Here is a 16,749-nt window from a genome sequence, read left to right on the forward strand (position 1 = left end):
GAGGCCCGCTTTTTCATGCCCGGGGCTGCGGGGTGTCGGCCTGCTGGCTCTGGCGCCAGCGCGCCAGCACCTCGTCGGCAGGGGCCGGGCGGCCATGCAGGTAACCCTGCTGGATGACCTGGCCGCGCGCGTTGAGGAAGTCGGATTGCTCGATCGTCTCGACCCCTTCGGCCACCACCTTCAGGCGCATGTGGAGGGCCACCGAGAGGATGGCTTCCACCAGGGCGGCATCGCTCGGGTCGGTGGGCGCATCCTGCACGAAGCTGCGGTCGATCTTGAGTTCGTGGATGGGCAGGCGCTTGAGGTAGGCGAGGGACGAGTAGCCGGTTCCGAAGTCGTCCAGCGAGAACTTCACGCCCAGGCTGGTCAGGTGTGACATCTTCTGCACCACGCTGTCCATCTGGTCCATCACGATGCTTTCGGTGATCTCGATGACCAGGTCGTCCGGCGCGGCGCCCTGTGCCATCAGGGTGTCCTGCACCACGTGCACGAAACCGGGCTGGTGGAACTGGCGCGGGCTGATGTTGACGGCGATCGGCAGGCGCAGGCCGTCGCGGCGGAGTTCGCCCAGGTGCCGGCACACCGTCTTGAGCACCCAGCGGCCGAGTTCGGTGATGAGTTCGCTTTCCTCGGCAATGGGGATGAAGGTGCCCGGGGCCATGAGGCCGTGCTCGGGGTGCAACCAGCGCACCAGCGCCTCGGCGCCCACCACGCGGCCCTGGGCATTCACTTGCGGTTGCAGGTACAGGCGCAGCTCGTTGGCGGCCAGGCCACGGCGCAGGTCGCGCTCGATCAGGAAGCGGCGGCTGATGAGCTGCTCCATGGACACGTCGAAGAAGGCGGTCTGGCCCGCGCCGCTGTCCTTGGCGCGGTGCAGGGCGGTGTCGGCGCGGCGCAGCACGTCGCCCGGGTTGTCGGCCGGGCCCTGGGGGAGCAGGGTGATGCCGATGCAGCAGCTGATCTTGAGCGCCACCGCGCTCTCCAGTTCGAAGGGCTGGTCCAGCCGCGCCTGCAGGTTCTGGGCCAGGCGCAGGGCCAGCGCGCTGGCACTTTCGCTGTTGGCGCCACCGCCGTGAAGCAGGATGGCGAACTCGTCGGCGCTCAGGTGGGCCAGCCGGTCATCGACATGCAGCAGCCCGCCCAGGCGTTCGCCCACTTTCTTCAGCAACTGGTCGCCGGCGTTGTGGCCCAGCGCGTCGTTGACGGTCTGGAAGCGGTCCAGGTTGAGCAGCAGCAGGGCGCACTGCTCGTGGGTGCGGCCATGGGCGTCCAGCACGTCCTGGATATCCTGCAGCAGGCGGTGGCGGTTGGGCAGGCCGGTGAGCGGGCTGAACCAGGCCAGCTGGTGCGCCTTGTCCTCGGCATCCTTCTGCGCCGTCACGTCCAGCTGCACGGCCAGGTAGTGGGTGATCTGGCCTTGCGGGTCGCGCACCGGGGCCAGGTTCATGCTCTGCACGTACTCGCGCCCGCTCTTGTGGCGGTTGATCATCTCGCCATGCCAGGGCTGCCCGGAGGTGAGCGTGAACCACATGGAGGCGTAGACCTCGGGCGGCGTGCGTCCCGAGCGCAGCATGCGGGGATTCTCGCCCAGCACCTCATGGCGCTGGTAGCCGCTGGTCGCCACGAAAGCCTGGTTGACGTACTCGATGTTGCCGTCCAGGCCGGTGATGATGACGCTGGCCGGACTCTGTTCGATGGCCTGCGAGAGCTGGAGCAGCTGGGCCTGCGACTTCTTGCGCTCGGAGATGTCGCGCGACACGCCCAGCATGCGTGTGATCTGGCCGCGCTCGTCGGCCAGCAGCGTGCTGACGGCTTCCACCGGAATGTGGCGGCCGCCCTTGTGCACATTGGTCGATTCCAGGGTCTGCGTACGGGCGCGTTCGTCGCCGGCAAGGAAGGCCTCGACGCGGGCCTTGATGCGGGCCACGGTGACCGGGTACATCTCGGGGCTGACCACGTCGCGCATGGAGAGCTTGAGGGTCTCGCTCACGGTGTAGCCCAGCAGGTTCTCGACCGAGGGGCTGGCGTAGAGGAAGCGCTGGTTGACGAGGTCGTAGAGCCACACCACGTCGCTGCTGTTCTCGGCCAGCAGCCGGTACTGGGCCTCGCTTTCGCTGAGCGAATGTTCGATGCGTCGCAGCTCCTCGATCTCGCGCGCCGAGTCCTGCAGGCGCAGGCGTTCGTTGTGCAGGTAGAGCGCGCCGCCCACGGCCAGCAGGGCCAGGGCGCCGGCCAGCACCATCCAGGCGCTGCGCACCAGGGCGATCTGCAGCAGTTCGGCGCGGTCCTGCTTGGTCATCAGCCACCACTCGGTGTCGCCGATGCGCTGCGCCACGCCGTAGGTCGGCACATTGCGGTAGTCCAGGCCTTCGATCAGCACGCCGGGTGCGACTTCGCCGCGCAGCGCCTGCACGCTGAGCTGCTGGCCGCCGGCCAGGGGCAGGCGCAACTGCAGCGCGGCATCTTTGCGGTGGCGCAGCTCGCTGAGGAACAGCAGCTGGTCGTTGTCCTGGCGGAAGAGAAAGGCTTCGGCGCTTTTCTGCGGCAGCGGCCAATCGGTCAGCGCGGGGTGCAGGTATTCGGGCGGGTCGATGTGCAGCACCAGCGCGGCGGGGTGGGCGGTTTCGCCGGCCAGCGGGCCCACGAAGGCCAGGCGCAGCGTGCCGGTGGCATCGCGCCAGGGCCCGGCGCGCATGGGCTCGCCCAGCGTCAGCGCGCGCAGCACGGCCAGGTGCAGGGTCGGGTCGACAAAGGGGGCGGATTCGGGGTTGACCGGCAGCAGATCGGGATCGTTGCTGTCGAGCACCTTGTGGCCCTGGGCATCGACGATTTCCATGCGCGGGAAGGCGGCATCGCTGACGTAGCTTTTCAGGAAGGCCTGCAGCGTGCGCCCGGCCGCCACGTTGCCCTCGGTGCGCCAGCTCAGCCACTGGTTGCGCAGATAGGGCGCCTTGTTGGCCCATGAAGCGTCGCTGAGCCGCTCCTTGTGCCAGGTCCAGATTTCGCGGGCCTTGGATTCGGAGATCGCCAGCAGCTGGGCGTAGGCCTTTTCCTTTTCCTCGCGCAGGCCATACCAGACGGTCAGCACCACCAGCGTGACGATGGTGGCCGTCAGCAGGGCCAGCAGCGCCAGCGGCACGCGCCGGAGGCGGAGGGGCCGGGGTTGGGCGCTGAGCGGCGTCGGGCGCCTGCGCAGCAGCCAGTAGAGCAGCGCGGAGGTGACGGCCACGAAGAGCCAGCCCTTGAAGGTGCTCACCAACAGGATGGCCTCAGGTTCCCTGAACAGCCACTCGACGACACGGTCGGACAGCAGGATCCACAAGGTGGCAAAGCTGGCGTAGAGCAGCACCACGCCCAGCACGCTGCGGCGCGTGTCGATCGGAGGGCCGGGCAGGGGCGGGGCCGGGCGGGTCATGGGGGGCGGGGCCTGTCGGCTCCTAGAGCGTGAAGATCTTGCCGGGGTTCATGATGTTCTTGGGGTCGAGCGCGCGTTTGATGGTGCGCATCATGTCGATGGCCCCGTCACCGGCCTCGGTACGCAGGAAGTCCATCTTGTGCATGCCCACGCCATGTTCGCCGGTGCAGGTGCCGCCCAGCTTGAGCGCGCGGTGCACCAGCTGGTGGTTGAGTTGTTCGGCCGTGGCGTATTCCTCGGGGCTGGCCGGATCGATCAGGTAGCCGAAGTGGAAGTTGCCGTCGCCCACGTGGCCGACCAGGAAATAAGGCAGGCCGCTGGCATCGGCCTCGGCCACGGAGTCCAGCAGGCAGTCGGCCAGGCGGCTGATGGGCACGCAGGTGTCGGTGGAGATGGCGCGGCAGCCCGGCTTGCTCTGGATGGCGGCGAAGTAGGCGTTGTGCCGCGCGGTCCACAGGCGGGTGCGTTCCTCGGGCGTGACGGCCCATTCAAAGGCGTTGCCGCCGTGCTCGCTGGCAATCTCCTGAACGGTCTCGGCCTGCTCCTTGACGCTGGCGGGCGAGCCGTGGAACTCCATCAGCAGCAGCGGCTCCTCGCGCAGGCTCAGCTTCGCATGGGCGTTGACCATGCGCACCGTGTTGGCGTCGATCAGCTCCACGCGCGCGATCGGGATGCCCATCTGGATGATCTGGATGGTGCTGCGCACCGCGGCCTCGATGGAGGGGAAAGAGCAGATGGCGGCCGAGATAGCCTCGGGCAGCGGGTAGATGCGCAGTGTGATCTCGGTCATCACGCCCAGCGTGCCTTCGCTGCCCACCATGAGGCGGGTGAGGTCGTAGCCGGCGCTGCTCTTCTTGGCGCGGGTGCCGGTGCGGATGACCTCGCCGCTGGCGGTCACCACTTCCAGTGCCAGCACGTTCTCGCGCATGGTGCCGTAGCGCACCGCGTTGGTACCCGAAGCGCGCGTGGCGCTCATGCCGCCCAGGCTGGCGTCGGCGCCCGGGTCGATGGGGAAGAACAGGCCGGTGCTCTTGATCTCTTCGTTGAGCTGCTTGCGCGTCACGCCGGGCTGCACGGTGACCGTGAGGTCTTCGGCGTTGACGGCCAGGACCTTGTTCATGCGGCTGACATCGATGCTGATGCCGCCCTGAATGGCCAGCAGATGGCCTTCGAGCGAGGAGCCCACGCCGAAGGGGATGATGGGCACCTCGTACTGGCTGGCCAGCTGCACGGCGGCGGCCACGTCGGCCGTGCTTTCGGCAAAGACCACGGCCGCGGGCGGGGGCACGCTGGTGTAGGCCGATTCGTCGCGGCCGTGTTGTTCGCGCACCACCAGGGCGGTGGAGCAGCGCTCGCCGAAGCGGGCCTTGAGGGCGTCGATCAGCGCGGACGGGACGGCGCGCAGGGCGACGTCAGGCTGGAGCTGGTGGGCGGGGGCGGGTGCATTCATGTCGGGGTCTCCGCACGGCGGGTCTGGGGAATAATGTGACGATTGTGATGCCGGGGCAAGCCCGGCCTTACCCTGACATTCTGAAGCAAGGTTGCCACCATGGGAAATCGCCTGACACAAATCGCCACCCGCACCGGCGACAACGGCACCACCGGCCTGGGAGACAACCAGCGCGTCTCCAAGAACAGCCTGCGCGTGCATGCCATGGGCGAGGTCGACGAGCTGAACTCGAACATCGGCGTGCTGCTGTGCGAGGAGATGCCCGCCGACGTGCGCGAACTGCTGGTGGAGATCCAGCACCAGCTCTTCAACCTGGGCGGCGAGTTGTCCATCCCCGGTTTCGAGCTGCTCAAGGGCGAAGCCGTGCTGGCGCTGGACGAGGCGCTGGCGACGCACAACGAGCAGCTGCCGCGCCTGCAGGAGTTCATCCTGCCGGCCGGTACGCGCGCGGCGGCGCTGGCCCATGTCTGCCGCACGGTGGCGCGCCGCGCCGAGCGTGCCGTGGTGGCGCTGGGCAATGAGGAGGCCATCAAGGAAGCGCCACGCCAGTACCTCAACCGACTGAGCGACCTGATGTTCGTGCTGGCGCGTGTACTCAACCGCATGAACGGCGGCGACGATGTGTACTGGAAGAGCGAGCGGCTCAAGGGCGCGACCGCAGAGTGAGCGCGCCATGATGCTGCGGTCGATCGGACTCGCCTTGCTGGCCTGGCTGCAGATCGCGACGGCGCAGGCAATCGACGGGCAGCAGGTGCGTTACCGCTGCGAGGCGGTTTATCTGCCGGCGCGCAGCACCTGGGTGCGCAGCGTGGAGATCGAGTACGACGATCGCCGCATCCGTGTTTTGCGTATCGACGGGGTAGCGGTCTACAGCTTTTCCGTCGATGGGACCGTGATCCACACCGCGCTGGACAATGAGCGCATCTCCCTGGACACCGCCAGTGGGCAGTGGAAAAGCGATTTCCGGGGGCAGGCTCAGGGGCGGGGGCGTTGCGAGCGGAATGGTGACGAGTAGCTGATGTCGACCCTTCGGGGATGTTCGCGTCGAACGAGCCACCGTTGTTGGCGCGTCGTTGCGCCGGCGGCTCCCGGACGACACCCTGATCTCGCCCACCGGGGGCACACCAGCCATTGCGCCGATTCAAGCAGGGCGTACCCGAGCCGCAGCTGCTAACACGTCTGCAGGTTCGGCGCGCAGCCGATAGTCCGCCTCGATGTGCGCGAAGGCGATGCGACCGTCTTGCCCGATGACGTAGGTGGCCGGCAGCGGCAGCACCCAGCGGCCGTTGCCGTTAAGGACTGGCAGGTCGTTGCCCACTTGGCTGTACAGGTCGACCAAGGCCTGCTGCATCTCGAAAGCGATGCCGAAACCGGTGGCCGCCGCCAGGCTGGAGTCACTCAGCACCGGATAGGCCAGTTCATTCTTCTCAGCGGTGGATAGCGAGTTGTCGGGCGTCTGCGGTGACACGGCCACCAGGCGCGCGCCGTGCACGGCCAGTGCAGCAAACTGCTGCTGCCATGCGCGCAGCTCCAGGTTGCAGTAGGGACACCAGCCTCCGCGGTAGAAGATCAACACCAGCGGCCCTTGCCGCCACAGGTCCGCCAGGCGCACCGGGTTGCCCGTGGCGTCGGGCAAGGTGAGGTCAGGGGCTTGCGCGCCCACCTGTAGCGCGCTGTTCTCAATGCCGCTGGTCCGCAGATCGGCGGTGGCGCTTTCCATCAGAGCGACGCGCTCCGGGGCTGCGCGTTGCACAAAACCGGCTTTGTAGTCGGCGAGCTGCTGGGTCAGAGAGGGGCTGTTCATGAAGAGTCTCCTTGTGTTGATCAAGACTTGCGGGAAGCGGCGGCCGGTGCTGTGACAGCGACGATCAGCCCGGCCATGGCCAGCAGCAGACCGGCGGTTTCGAGCGTTGCCGGAATATGGCCCAGCACCGGCCAGGCCATCAACGCGGCCAGGCCTGGCGCAAGCGCCGGGAACACTGCGGCCCGCGAGGGCCCGAGCAGCGACACCATCTTGGAGTAGGTGTAGAGCGTGCCGGCGCCGGCGATCACGCCTTGCACCAATACCTCCACCCATACCACTTGGGGCGCGGCGATGGCCAAGCCCGCACCGCCGGTGAACAACAGGTAGGCGGGTACATAGGTCAGCAGAGCGCTGAACGAAACCACGGCCGTGGCCAGCAGGGGGTCGAGGCGGTGCTTGCGCAGCACGATGCCGAAGCCCGCCCACAGCGTGCCCGCAGCGAGGAACATGATGTCGCCCAAGGCAGCGCGCAGCGTCAGGCTGGAAGCTTCCAGCCCAGAGACCAGCACCAGACCCGTCAGCACCACCACGATGCCCACCACTCGGCGTGCCGTCATCCGATCGCCCAGCACTACCGCGCCCAGAACCATACCCATCACGCTCATCGCCGCGAAGGGGAAGACAGCGGCATGGCTGGGCGGCGCGAACTGCAGGGCACCGAACATCAAGAGGCCAAAGGGTGTGCCGGCCAACAGTGACACCAGCAGCCACACGCGCCAGCGCAGCGTGAACTGCGTGCTGTCGCGCCGCCAGGCCAAGGCCAGCACCGGCAGCATCAACAGGCCAGCCACGCCGAAGCGCAGCACCGTCAAGTCAGGTGAGTGCAGTCCGTGCGAGATGCCCCAGCGCGCGAACACGGTGTACAGCGCACCGATGCTGGCAGCCAGCAAACCCACCGCCACACCTTTGGCGAATCGGGTGGTGTCCTCTGCCGGCGCCGCGCTGGTCAAAACAGGTGGCAAGTTCATGATGGTGGTGTTCATCGCGGTGTCCTTGGGCTTCGGTGGACGGTTGGTCTTTAGGCGGTGAGGGCAGGAGCGGCCGGGAAGTCCACCGGCACCTTGGTGGTGCCATGCAGGTAATTCGTTACCGTCTTGTCGCCGATGGCCACGATCACGTCCACCAGATTGCCCTGCGTCCAGCCGGCGGCCAGGAAGGCGTCGACCAGCGCCGCATCGGCGTGGCCACGCTCGGTGGCAATGTTGCGCACCAGGAGGGCCAGCGCGTCCAGCTTGGCGTCGAAGGTGGCGCGGCCGCGGCGGATCTCGATGATCTGCTCTGGCGAAAAGCCCACCATGCCCCCAATGACGGTATGTGCGGCTAGGCAATAGTCGCAGCTGTTGACCTGGCTGACGACAAGGTTCACCACTTCGCGCGCCTTGCCGTTGATGCTGCTCTTGGCGTTCTGGAAGGCCAAGTAGTTGCCCAGCGCGGTGTCTGAGTGCGCCAGCGTGGCATACAGGTTGGGCACCATGCCCAGACCTTTCTTCAGGTTGTCAAAGAGCGCCTGGTTGGCGGGGCTGACGGATGCATAGGTGGGGATGTTGAAGGTGGTCATGATGGGTTCCTTGAGGTTGAGAGGGACGGGTTGAACAGACAGGGCGGGATCGATGGAGTGGACTTTGACTCAGTCGAAACAATTGCGCTAGACCACCTTCGGGCCTAATATCTAGTCCTATTTGGAATTAATAGAGGCAAGACATGGATAGGCTGGCCGCGATGCAAACCTTCGTCCGCGTGGTGGAAAGCGGCAGCTTCTCGGCCGTGGCTCGCGAACTCCGCGCCACGCAGAGTGGCGTGAGCAAGCAGGTGGCCGCACTCGAGCGGGCCCTGGGTGCCAAGCTGCTGAGCCGCACCACACGATCACTGGCGCTGACCGAGGAAGGCGAGCGCTACTTCGAGCAGGCGCGCCGCCTGGTGGCCGAAATCGCCGAGGCTGAGTCCGTGCTGCGCCAGGGTGAACAGCAACTCAGTGGTTGGCTGCGCGTGGCCGCGTCGGTGGGCTATGGGCGGCTCAAGCTGCTGCCGCTGGTGAAGACCTTCCTGGCCGCTCACCCCGAGGTGAAGATCGATCTGCGCTTGAATGACGGCTTCATCGATTTGGTCGAAGAGGGCATTGATGTCGCCGTGCGCGTGGGCGAACTGGCCGACAGCTCCCTGATCGCGCGGCGCATTGCAACCACGCAGCGGGCTTTAATGGTCAGCCCCAAGTACCTGAGTGGCTTGCCCAAGGGCGTGAAGCCTCCGCGTGAGCCGCAGGACCTGCTGCTGCATAACTGCATCATCTATTCAGAACTCGCCACGCAGAACGCATGGTCGTTCACCGCCGGGCCTGAAGCGCCAGCGCCGATGGGCTCGCAGGTCACCATCCGTGCGCAAGGCAATCTGCAGACCAACAGCAGTGAAGTCATCCGCGCCTCGGTGCTGGCCGGCATGGGCATCGGCTACTCGCCCACCTGGCTTTTCGAGGACGAGGTGGCGGCCGGCGAGTTGCAGGTGCTGCTGCCGGACTGGTCCGCACCGCCCTTGCCCATCCACATCGTCAGCCCGCCCCAGCGTCGGCAGTCGGCCAAAGCGCAGGCGTTTGCGCAGCACGTCGCTGCGGGCTGAAACGATCCGCCTGTGCCAAGGGCCGATCGAACGACTGTACCGAAGCGTCGCAAAGCCGGCAAAGTCTTGCGCCCGCTCCTGGCCGGCAGCAGACCTGAAAGACCCGCCACAAGGGCTGGCCTGGAAACGAAAACAGTACGTTCAGCGCTTGCGATTCAGCAGCGTAGAGCAGGATGGCGCCGAAGGTGGCGGTGCCGATGCCGCCCAGGGCGAACTGGCCGAACTTCAGCGTGAAGTCGCCCGTGCCCAGCACCAGGGTGATGACACTTGCGATCAGGTCTTGCCGGCCAGTTCCGTGCAGGCCTCGGCCAGCGCCAGGGCGCGGATGTCTGCGGCCAGGGGAATGTTTTCCGTGCCCGGGTAGATGACCAGCTTGCGCTGCGGTTTCAGGTCCTCGCAGGCGATGTGGAAACCGCGCTCCAGCTTGGGTGCCAGGCTGCGCTTGATCTCGATGGCCCAGAGGCTGCCGTCGGGCCAGTGCAGCAGCAGGTCGATCTCGGCACCGGCACTGGTGCGGTAGAAGTAGCCTTGGGCCTGCGGGGCGGCGCAGGCCAGCAGGTTCTCGATGACGTAGCCCTCCCAGCTGGCGCCGACGACCATGTGCGACAGCAGGGCGTCGACGCTCTCGATGTCCAGCAGCGCATGCACCAGGCCGCTGTCACGCACATAGACCTTGGAAGACTTGACCAGGCGCTTGCCGGCATTGTTGTGCCAGGGCGGCAGGCGGCGTACCAGCAGCAGCGCACACAGCAGATCCAGGTAGGACTGCGCGGTCTTGCCGTCCACGCCCAGATTCCTTGCGAGCTGGGCCACGTTGAGCAGTGTGCCCTGGGCGTGCGCCAGCATGGTCCAGAAGCGGCGCAGGGTGTCGGCGGCGATGCGCGGTCCGAACTGGGGGATGTCGCGTTCCAGATAGCTGCGGATGAAGTTCTGGCGCCAGCGCAGGCTGCGTGCATCGCTGGGGGCCAGCAGGCTTTCGGGGAAGCCGCCGCGTAGCCAGAGCCGGTCCTGCTGTTCAGCCCCGGCTTCTGCCAGCAGCAGCGGGCCGAGTTCCAGGTAGGCGATGCGCCCGGCCAGGCTTTCGCCCGACTGTTTGAGCAAGTCCAGCGAGGCGGAGCCCAGCAGCAGGTAGAGGCCGCTGCGCCGCTTCTGCCGGCGCGCCTGGTCGATCAGGCCGCGCAGCACCGGGAACAGCTGGGGGGTGCGGTGTACCTCGTCCAGGATGACCAGTTTGTCCAGGTGTTCGGCCAGATAGAGCTCGGGCTGGGCCAGTTTGGCGCGGTCACGTTCGGATTCCAGATCGAGGTAGAGGCTGGGGTGGGCGCGGGCCGCCTCCAGCGCCAGCGTGGTCTTGCCCACCTGGCGCGGCCCCAGCAGGGCCACAGCTGGGTTGTGCTGCAGCTCGTCGAGGAGAAGGGGGTAGAGGTGCCGCCGAAACATCCTTGCAATTATGGAGTTTCATTCCATATATTGCAAGGATACATTGGGGCTCAGCGCTTGCGGTTCAGCAGCGCGTACAGCAGGATGGCGCCGAAGGTGGCGGTGCCGATGCCGCCCAGCGCGAATTGGCCGAAGCGCAGCGTGAAGTCGCCCGTGCCCAGCACCAGGGTGACGGCGGCGACGATCAGGTTCTTGTTGTCGCTGAAGTCCACCTTGTTGTCGACCCAGATCTTGGCACCGGCCACGGCGATCAGGCCGAACACCACGATGGACACACCGCCCATGACGGGCAGCGGGATGGCCTGGATCACGGCACCGAACTTGGGGCTGAAGCCCAGCAGCACGGCGATCAGCGCGGCCACGAAGAAGATGGCGGTGGAGTAGATCTTGGTGGCGGCCATGACGCCGATGTTCTCGGCGTAGGTGGTGACACCCGTGCCGCCGGCTGCACCGCTGACCATGGTGGCCACGCCGTCGCCGATGAAGGCCCGGCCCATGTATTGGTCCAGGTTGCGACCGGTCATGGCGGTGACGGCCTTGATGTGGCCCAGGTTCTCGGCCACCAGGATGATGGCCACCGGGGCGATCAGCAGCATGGCGTTGGCTTCGAACACGGGAGCGGCAAAGTTGGGCAGGCCGAACCAGGCGGCGCCCAGCACGCCCGACAGGTCCATGGGCTTGCCCAGGCCCAGGCCGTTGGTGAGCACCGCGTAAATGATGCTGGCGACGATCAGGCCCACCAGGATCAGCAGGCGCTGCACCATGCCGCGCGTGAGCACGGCCACCAGGCCGACGCAGACGAAGGTGACGAGCTGCATCCAGGCATCGAAGTTGCCGGCGGCCATGTTCTTGACCGGGATGCCGGCCAGGTTCAGGCCGATCACGGCGACCACCGCGCCCGTGACCACCGGCGGCATGAAGCGTTCGATCCAGCCGGTGCCGACGGCCTGCACGATGACGCCGATCAGCGTGTAAAGCGCGCCGCAGGCGATGATGCCGCCCAGGGCCAGGCCAATGTTGGCGTTCGGCCCCTTGCCGGCGTAGGCCGTGGCGGCGATCACCACGCCGATGAAGGCGAAGCTCGAACCGAGGTAGCTGGGCACCTTGCCGCCGGTGATGAAAAAGAAGATCAGGGTGCCGATGCCGCTCATCAGGATCGCGATGTTGGGATCGAAACCCATGAGGATGGGGGCCAGCACGGTGGCGCCGAACATGGCGATCACGTGCTGCACGCCCATCACGGCGGTCTGCGGCCAGGGCAGGCGCTCGTCGGGGGCGATCACGCCGCCCCGCTGCAGCACGTCGGCGCTTTTCTCGGTCCATTGAAACAGACTCATCGTGGTGACTCCTGGGGTTGAGGTGCTAGCGATGCTAGGCCATTTGCCCCAAAACGCCCAGTGCCCGGCCGCTTCGACGCAAAATGCGGCAATATCCGCGTTGTTTTTCAATCTCTTGCAGGAATGACAGGACCATGATCGCCATCGACCCGGCCGCGCGCGCCAACGTCCACCTCATCGACCACCCCCTGGTGCAGCACAAGCTGACGCTGATGCGCAAGAAGGAGGCCAGCACCAGCAGCTTTCGCCGCCTGCTCAATGAGCTGGCCAGCCTGATGATCTACGAGGTCTGCCGCGACATGCCGCTGCAGGACGTGCAGATCGAGACCCCGCTGGAGACCATGACGGGTCGCGTCATCGATGGCAAGAAGCTGGTCTTCGCCAGCATCCTGCGCGCGGGCAACGGCATCCTGGACGGCGTGCTCTCGGTGGTGCCTGGCGCGCGCGTGGGCCACGTCGGCCTGTACCGCGACCCCAAGACCCTGCAGGCGGTGGAGTACTACTTCAAGATGCCCAGGAACATGGAGGAGCGCGACGTGGTGGTGGTCGACCCCATGCTGGCCACCGGCAATTCGGCCGCCGCCGCGGTGGCGCGCCTGAAGCAGTGCAAGCCGAAGTCCATCAAATTCCTGTGCCTGCTGACCTGCCCCGAGGGCATCAACACCTTCTACAAGGAACACCCTGACGTACCGGTCTACACCGCGGCGATCGACCGGGAGCTCAGCGACCATGGCTACATCCTGCCGGGGCTGGGCGACGCGGGGGACCGCATCTTCGGTACCCAGTAAGCAGCAAGGCGTTCCCGGCTGTGCACCTGTGCACGAAACCCGGGCTTTTGACGGGTGCCTGCGCCTACCCGTGGTGAATTCGGGTAATCTGGCCGCTGGATCGATACATCTGGGGTGCCCTCATGTTTGAGCGCAGGCATTTTCTGGTCCGGGCCGGGCAGTTGGCCGTGGCGGGTGGTTTTTTCGAAGCGGCGGCGGCAACGCCCAGCCGCGCCACCATTGCCGTGCCCGGCCCGGGCAACCTGCTGTACCTGCCGATCACGCTGGCCAGCAAGATCGGCGCTGATCTCGCGGAGGGCCTGGAGTTGGACATCCGCCACACCGGGGGAGGCCCGCAGGCCATCCGTTCCATGCTGGAGCGCAACAGCGATTTTGCGGCGGCCGGCCTCTCGGCGGCAGCCCTGCAGCGACTCAGTGGCAAACCGGTGGTCTGCATTGCTCCCTTGACCCGTGTCCCGGCCTACACCCTGCTGGTGCGCGCCAATCTGCGCGGCAAGGTCAGGACGATGGCCGACCTCAAGGGCCGGGTGGTGGGCGTCAAGGGCCATGTGCCGGGCGGGCGCTCCACCTCGCAGCTGTTCGCCGAACATCTGCTGGCCCAGGCCGGGCTCCGGCCCGACCAGGTCAACTACGTGTCGGCCGGGCAGTCCTACGACAGCCAGCACGCGGCGCTGAGCTCCGGGTCGGTCGACGCCATCGTGGGCGACGAGCCCTTTGTCACCCGTCTGGTGCGAAAGGGTGCCGCTTATGCGATGGCCGATTACCATGACCTGGACACCACACGCAAGCAGATGGGCGGCCTGTTCCTCAACGGCATCGTCGCCACGCGCGAGGACATGATCGCCACCCGCCCCGAATTGGTCGAGAAAATGGTCCGCACACTCAAGCGCACGCTGGTCTGGATCGCTGCGCACAAGGCACAAGACATGGTGGAGGCGCTGGGCTCGGGCGAGCCCGAGGAGCGCCAGACGCTGCTCGATGTGCTGCGCCTGCGCAAGAACATCTATTCACCCGACGGGCGCATTTCCGACGAGCAGTTGACCACTGTGGACCGCTTCCTGCGCGCCACCGAGCCCGAGATCGTGGCCAAGGGCCTGAGCGTGCGCAGCCTGGTCGATGCGCGCTGGGCGGGGACCGCACCCTGAGCGACCATGCCACGCAGCCCGTCTGATGCTCCCCCGGCAAGTCCTTCCACTTGGCAGGAGGTCGCGCGGCACAGCCTGCAGCGCCAGCTGGTGGCGCGCTTCGCCCTGGTATTCCTGATCGTCACGCTCAGCGGCAGCCTGCTGGCCTTGCTGGGCTATCAGACGCTGGCCCAGCAGGCCCAGCGTCGCAGTGCAGACGAGGCGCTGCGGCACCTGGAGCGCAGCTACGCGTCCCTGCAGGATACCTGGCTGCGCAATGCCGACGAGGTGAAGTCGCAGATCGATTTCATGCGGGTATTTGCGCAGGGCGACCAGGCCGCCAACTGGCTGCGCCTGCGTGCCTATTTCGCCGCGCTGGAGGGCAAGCTCGACCGCTTTCCCACGGGCGTGGTGCTGGATGGCAAGGGCCGGGTCGCGTTCCAGTATGGCCCGGAGGGCCCGGTGCTGCGCCGGCATTTCTCGATCGGCCGGCCGCAACCGCGCTGGTTCTACAGCGCCGAACACCGCACGGTCTTCAGGGTGCTGAGCGTGCCGCTGTGGCTGGGGGCCCAGGGCACCGGGCAGCTGGTGCTGCTGCAGCCGCTGGACCACGGCGTGATGCGCCAGCTGAGCGCTTCGGACATCAGCCTGTACCTGGTGCACGACGGCCTGGTGCTGGCCAGCTCCGACGGCTCGCAGGACTTCGGCCGCCAGTTGTCGGTCGACTACAGTGGCCCGATCAGCGACGGCGAGCGTCCGCAGGAGCAGCGCCGCCTGCCGATCCTGGGCGATGAGCCCGGGGTGCCGGTACTGGTGCTGCGGCAGAACGTGCAGCAGGCCCTGTCGCCCGCGCTGGTGCTGCTGGGCAGCTTCACGCTCATGGCCCTGCTGGCCGCGGTGCTGTGGCTGGTGCTGGGCCGCTGGGCCCATGCCGGCGCCCTGCGCATCGCCAGCCTGTCGCGCGCCACCGCCCTGTTCGCCCGCGAGCACGCGCTGAGCGCGCCCGTGGAGCAGGCCCTGGCGCAGGCGCGCTCGGATCCCGACGAGATCGGCGAAGCGGCCGAGGCCAGCCACACGCTCATGCAAAGCGTGCTGCAGCATGACGAAGAGCACTTTGCCCACCTGCAGACGCTGGACATGCTGGAGGAAGGCGTGGTCGAGCTGGCCGCCGACGGTCGTTACCTGCGTGCCAGCCCGGGCTGGGCACGGCTAGCTGGCATCGAGGTGCAGCCCGGTGCGCGCATCTTCGAGCACATCCACCTGGAAGACGTGGAAAACCTGCAGCTGCAGTTCCAGCAGCTGGGGGAGGGCGAGAAAAGCGGCCTCAGCGGGCGCCTGCGCCTGCGCCGCCCCGACGCCAAGGAGCTGTGGATCGAGTACCGCTTCATCAGCGGCACGCGCCGCGGCGGCAGTGTGCGCGGTGTGCTGCGCGACATCACGCAGAGTTACCAGCTCGAAAAGCACGTGACCCACATGGCCCTGCACGACGCGCTGACCGGCCTGCCCAACCGCGTGCTGCTGGAGGACCGCTGCAAGATGGCCGTGCGCAGTGCCGAGCGCAGCGGCCTGACGGTGGCGCTGGGTTTCCTGGACCTGGACCATTTCAAGCATGTCAATGACCAGTTCGGCCACAAGACCGGTGACGAGCTGCTGGTGGCGCTGTCCGGCGCCATGCGCCACTGCCTGCGCGCCGGCGACACGCTGGCGCGCTGGGGTGGCGACGAGTTCGTGGTGCTGCTCACCGACCTGGGCAGCCAGGCCGACGCCGAGGAGGCCATCTCCAAGCTGGCCGCCGTCTGCCAGACCCCGATCCGACTGGGTGAGGCGGAGTTCAACGCCACTTTCAGCATGGGCGTGGCCCTGTTCCCGACGGACGCCAAGACCGTCGAGACCCTGCTGTCGCAGGCCGACCGCGCCATGTTCGCGGCCAAGCAGCAGGGGCGCAACACGGTGCGCTTCTTCTCCGAGATCGCGCAGCGCGACGAAGATCGCAAGGCGCTGTACATCCAGAACCGGCTGGCCACCGCCATCCGGGAGGGCAAGATCCAGACCTGGTTCCAGCCTATCGTGGACGCGCGCACCCGCCGCGTGGTGAGCTGCGAGGCGCTGGCGCGCTGGCAGGACGAAACCTATGGCTGGGTGTCGCCGGCTACCTTCGTGCCCATGGCCGAGAACCTGGGCCTGATCCGCGAGATGGGCCAGCAGGTCTGGAAGCAGGCCATCGACAACCTGCATCGCTGGCGCCAGCGCGGGCTGGACATGCGCATCTCGGTCAATGTCTCGCGCCGCCAGCTTTTCACGCCCACCTTCACCGCCGACCTGCTGGAAGACCTGGACCGGCTGGCCATCCCCGTCTCGGTGGTGGACCTGGAGATTACCGAGAGCGTGGCGATGGAGGACGCCGAGCACACCGAGAAGCGCCTGGCCGAGCTGACCGAAGCGGGCTTCGGCATCGCCATCGACGACTTCGGCACCGGCTTTTCCTCGCTCTCGCAACTGCACGACATGCCGGCTTCCAAGATCAAGATCGACATCTCCTTCGTGCGCCGCGCCAAGACCGAGCAGGGCAGCCAGCTGATCCAGGCCGTGGTCAAGATCGCCTCGGCCTTCGGACTGCAGACTGTGGCCGAGGGCGTGGAGACCGAGGACATCGCAGGCGTGCTGGCCCAGCAGGGCGTCACCCTGCTGCAGGGTTATCACTTCGGCAAGCCCATGAGCGCCGAGGATTTCGGACGCTACCTGGCCGACAACTTCAGCGTGGCCTGAGAGGCCGCGGTCCCA

General features: G+C 67.0%; 13 protein-coding genes. 6 read left to right on the forward strand and 7 right to left on the reverse strand.

Features of this window, described 5'->3' with window-relative positions; all coding sequences use genetic code 11:
- Positions 1-13: 13 nt before the first annotated feature.
- Both AC1RRP_RS11790 and AC1RRP_RS11795 read right to left on the reverse strand, forming a co-directional pair.
- Positions 14-3,415 carry a sensor domain-containing protein gene (locus AC1RRP_RS11790; RefSeq protein ID WP_493036369.1) on the reverse strand — a complete coding sequence of 1,134 codons (3,402 nt, stop codon included), beginning with the start codon at positions 3,413-3,415 and terminating at the stop codon, positions 14-16.
- 22 nt (positions 3,416-3,437) lie between these two features.
- Positions 3,438-4,865 (reverse strand): FAD-binding oxidoreductase, encoded by a 1,428-nt coding sequence (locus AC1RRP_RS11795; protein WP_493036371.1) that lies wholly within the window; start codon positions 4,863-4,865, stop codon positions 3,438-3,440.
- A gap of 99 nt (positions 4,866-4,964) precedes the next feature.
- On the opposite strand from AC1RRP_RS11795, the gene AC1RRP_RS11800 reads away from it, so the two are divergent.
- Positions 4,965-5,531 carry a cob(I)yrinic acid a,c-diamide adenosyltransferase gene (locus AC1RRP_RS11800; RefSeq protein ID WP_493036373.1) on the forward strand — a complete coding sequence of 189 codons (567 nt, stop codon included), beginning with the start codon at positions 4,965-4,967 and terminating at the stop codon, positions 5,529-5,531.
- A gap of 7 nt (positions 5,532-5,538) precedes the next feature.
- Positions 5,539-5,880 carry a hypothetical protein gene (locus tag AC1RRP_RS11805; protein ID WP_493036375.1) on the forward strand — a complete coding sequence of 114 codons (342 nt, stop codon included), beginning with the start codon at positions 5,539-5,541 and terminating at the stop codon, positions 5,878-5,880.
- Positions 5,881-6,006: 126 nt separating this feature from the next.
- Here the strand turns inward: AC1RRP_RS11805 and AC1RRP_RS11810 are convergent, their stop codons facing one another.
- From AC1RRP_RS11810 to AC1RRP_RS11820, 3 genes are read right to left on the reverse strand one after another with little or no spacing between them, the layout of a single operon-like run.
- Positions 6,007-6,669: a peroxiredoxin-like family protein gene (locus AC1RRP_RS11810; protein WP_493036377.1), complete on the reverse strand. Its 663-nt coding sequence runs from the start codon at positions 6,667-6,669 to the stop codon at positions 6,007-6,009.
- Positions 6,670-6,689: 20 nt separating this feature from the next.
- Positions 6,690-7,652: a DMT family transporter gene (locus tag AC1RRP_RS11815; RefSeq protein ID WP_493036379.1), complete on the reverse strand. Its 963-nt coding sequence runs from the start codon at positions 7,650-7,652 to the stop codon at positions 6,690-6,692.
- Positions 7,653-7,687: 35 nt separating this feature from the next.
- Positions 7,688-8,227 carry a carboxymuconolactone decarboxylase family protein gene (locus AC1RRP_RS11820; RefSeq protein WP_493036381.1) on the reverse strand — a complete coding sequence of 180 codons (540 nt, stop codon included), beginning with the start codon at positions 8,225-8,227 and terminating at the stop codon, positions 7,688-7,690.
- A gap of 161 nt (positions 8,228-8,388) precedes the next feature.
- Between AC1RRP_RS11820 and AC1RRP_RS11825 the strand changes: the two genes are divergently transcribed.
- A complete protein-coding gene (locus AC1RRP_RS11825) occupies positions 8,389-9,279 on the forward strand; it encodes a LysR family transcriptional regulator (protein ID WP_493036383.1) in 891 nt (296 codons plus the stop codon).
- A gap of 273 nt (positions 9,280-9,552) precedes the next feature.
- Here AC1RRP_RS11825 and AC1RRP_RS11830 read toward each other — a convergent pair whose 3' ends face one another.
- Positions 9,553-10,719, reverse strand: coding sequence for an ATP-binding protein (locus AC1RRP_RS11830; protein ID WP_493036385.1), 1,167 nt, complete (start codon positions 10,717-10,719; stop codon positions 9,553-9,555).
- A 50-nt stretch (positions 10,720-10,769) separates the two neighbouring features.
- The gene (locus AC1RRP_RS11835; protein WP_493036387.1) at positions 10,770-12,056 is read right to left on the reverse strand and encodes a solute carrier family 23 protein; all 1,287 of its coding nucleotides are present in this window, start codon (positions 12,054-12,056) and stop codon (positions 10,770-10,772) included.
- Between the two features lie 134 nt (positions 12,057-12,190).
- On the opposite strand from AC1RRP_RS11835, the gene upp reads away from it, so the two are divergent.
- The 3 genes from upp to AC1RRP_RS11850 all read left to right on the forward strand — a co-directional run bounded on the left by upp (position 12,191) and on the right by AC1RRP_RS11850 (position 16,734).
- Positions 12,191-12,844, forward strand: a complete 654-nt coding sequence (upp, locus tag AC1RRP_RS11840) for a uracil phosphoribosyltransferase (protein WP_493036389.1) — start codon at positions 12,191-12,193, stop codon at positions 12,842-12,844.
- A gap of 122 nt (positions 12,845-12,966) precedes the next feature.
- Positions 12,967-13,989, forward strand: a complete 1,023-nt coding sequence (locus AC1RRP_RS11845; protein WP_493036391.1) for an ABC transporter substrate-binding protein — start codon at positions 12,967-12,969, stop codon at positions 13,987-13,989.
- Positions 13,990-13,995: 6 nt separating this feature from the next.
- Positions 13,996-16,734, forward strand: coding sequence for a putative bifunctional diguanylate cyclase/phosphodiesterase (locus tag AC1RRP_RS11850; RefSeq protein WP_493036393.1), 2,739 nt, complete (start codon positions 13,996-13,998; stop codon positions 16,732-16,734).
- The last annotated feature ends 15 nt before the right edge of the window (positions 16,735-16,749 follow it).

The sequence above is a fragment of the Hylemonella sp. GW821-FHT12C09 genome, from assembly GCF_058807395.1.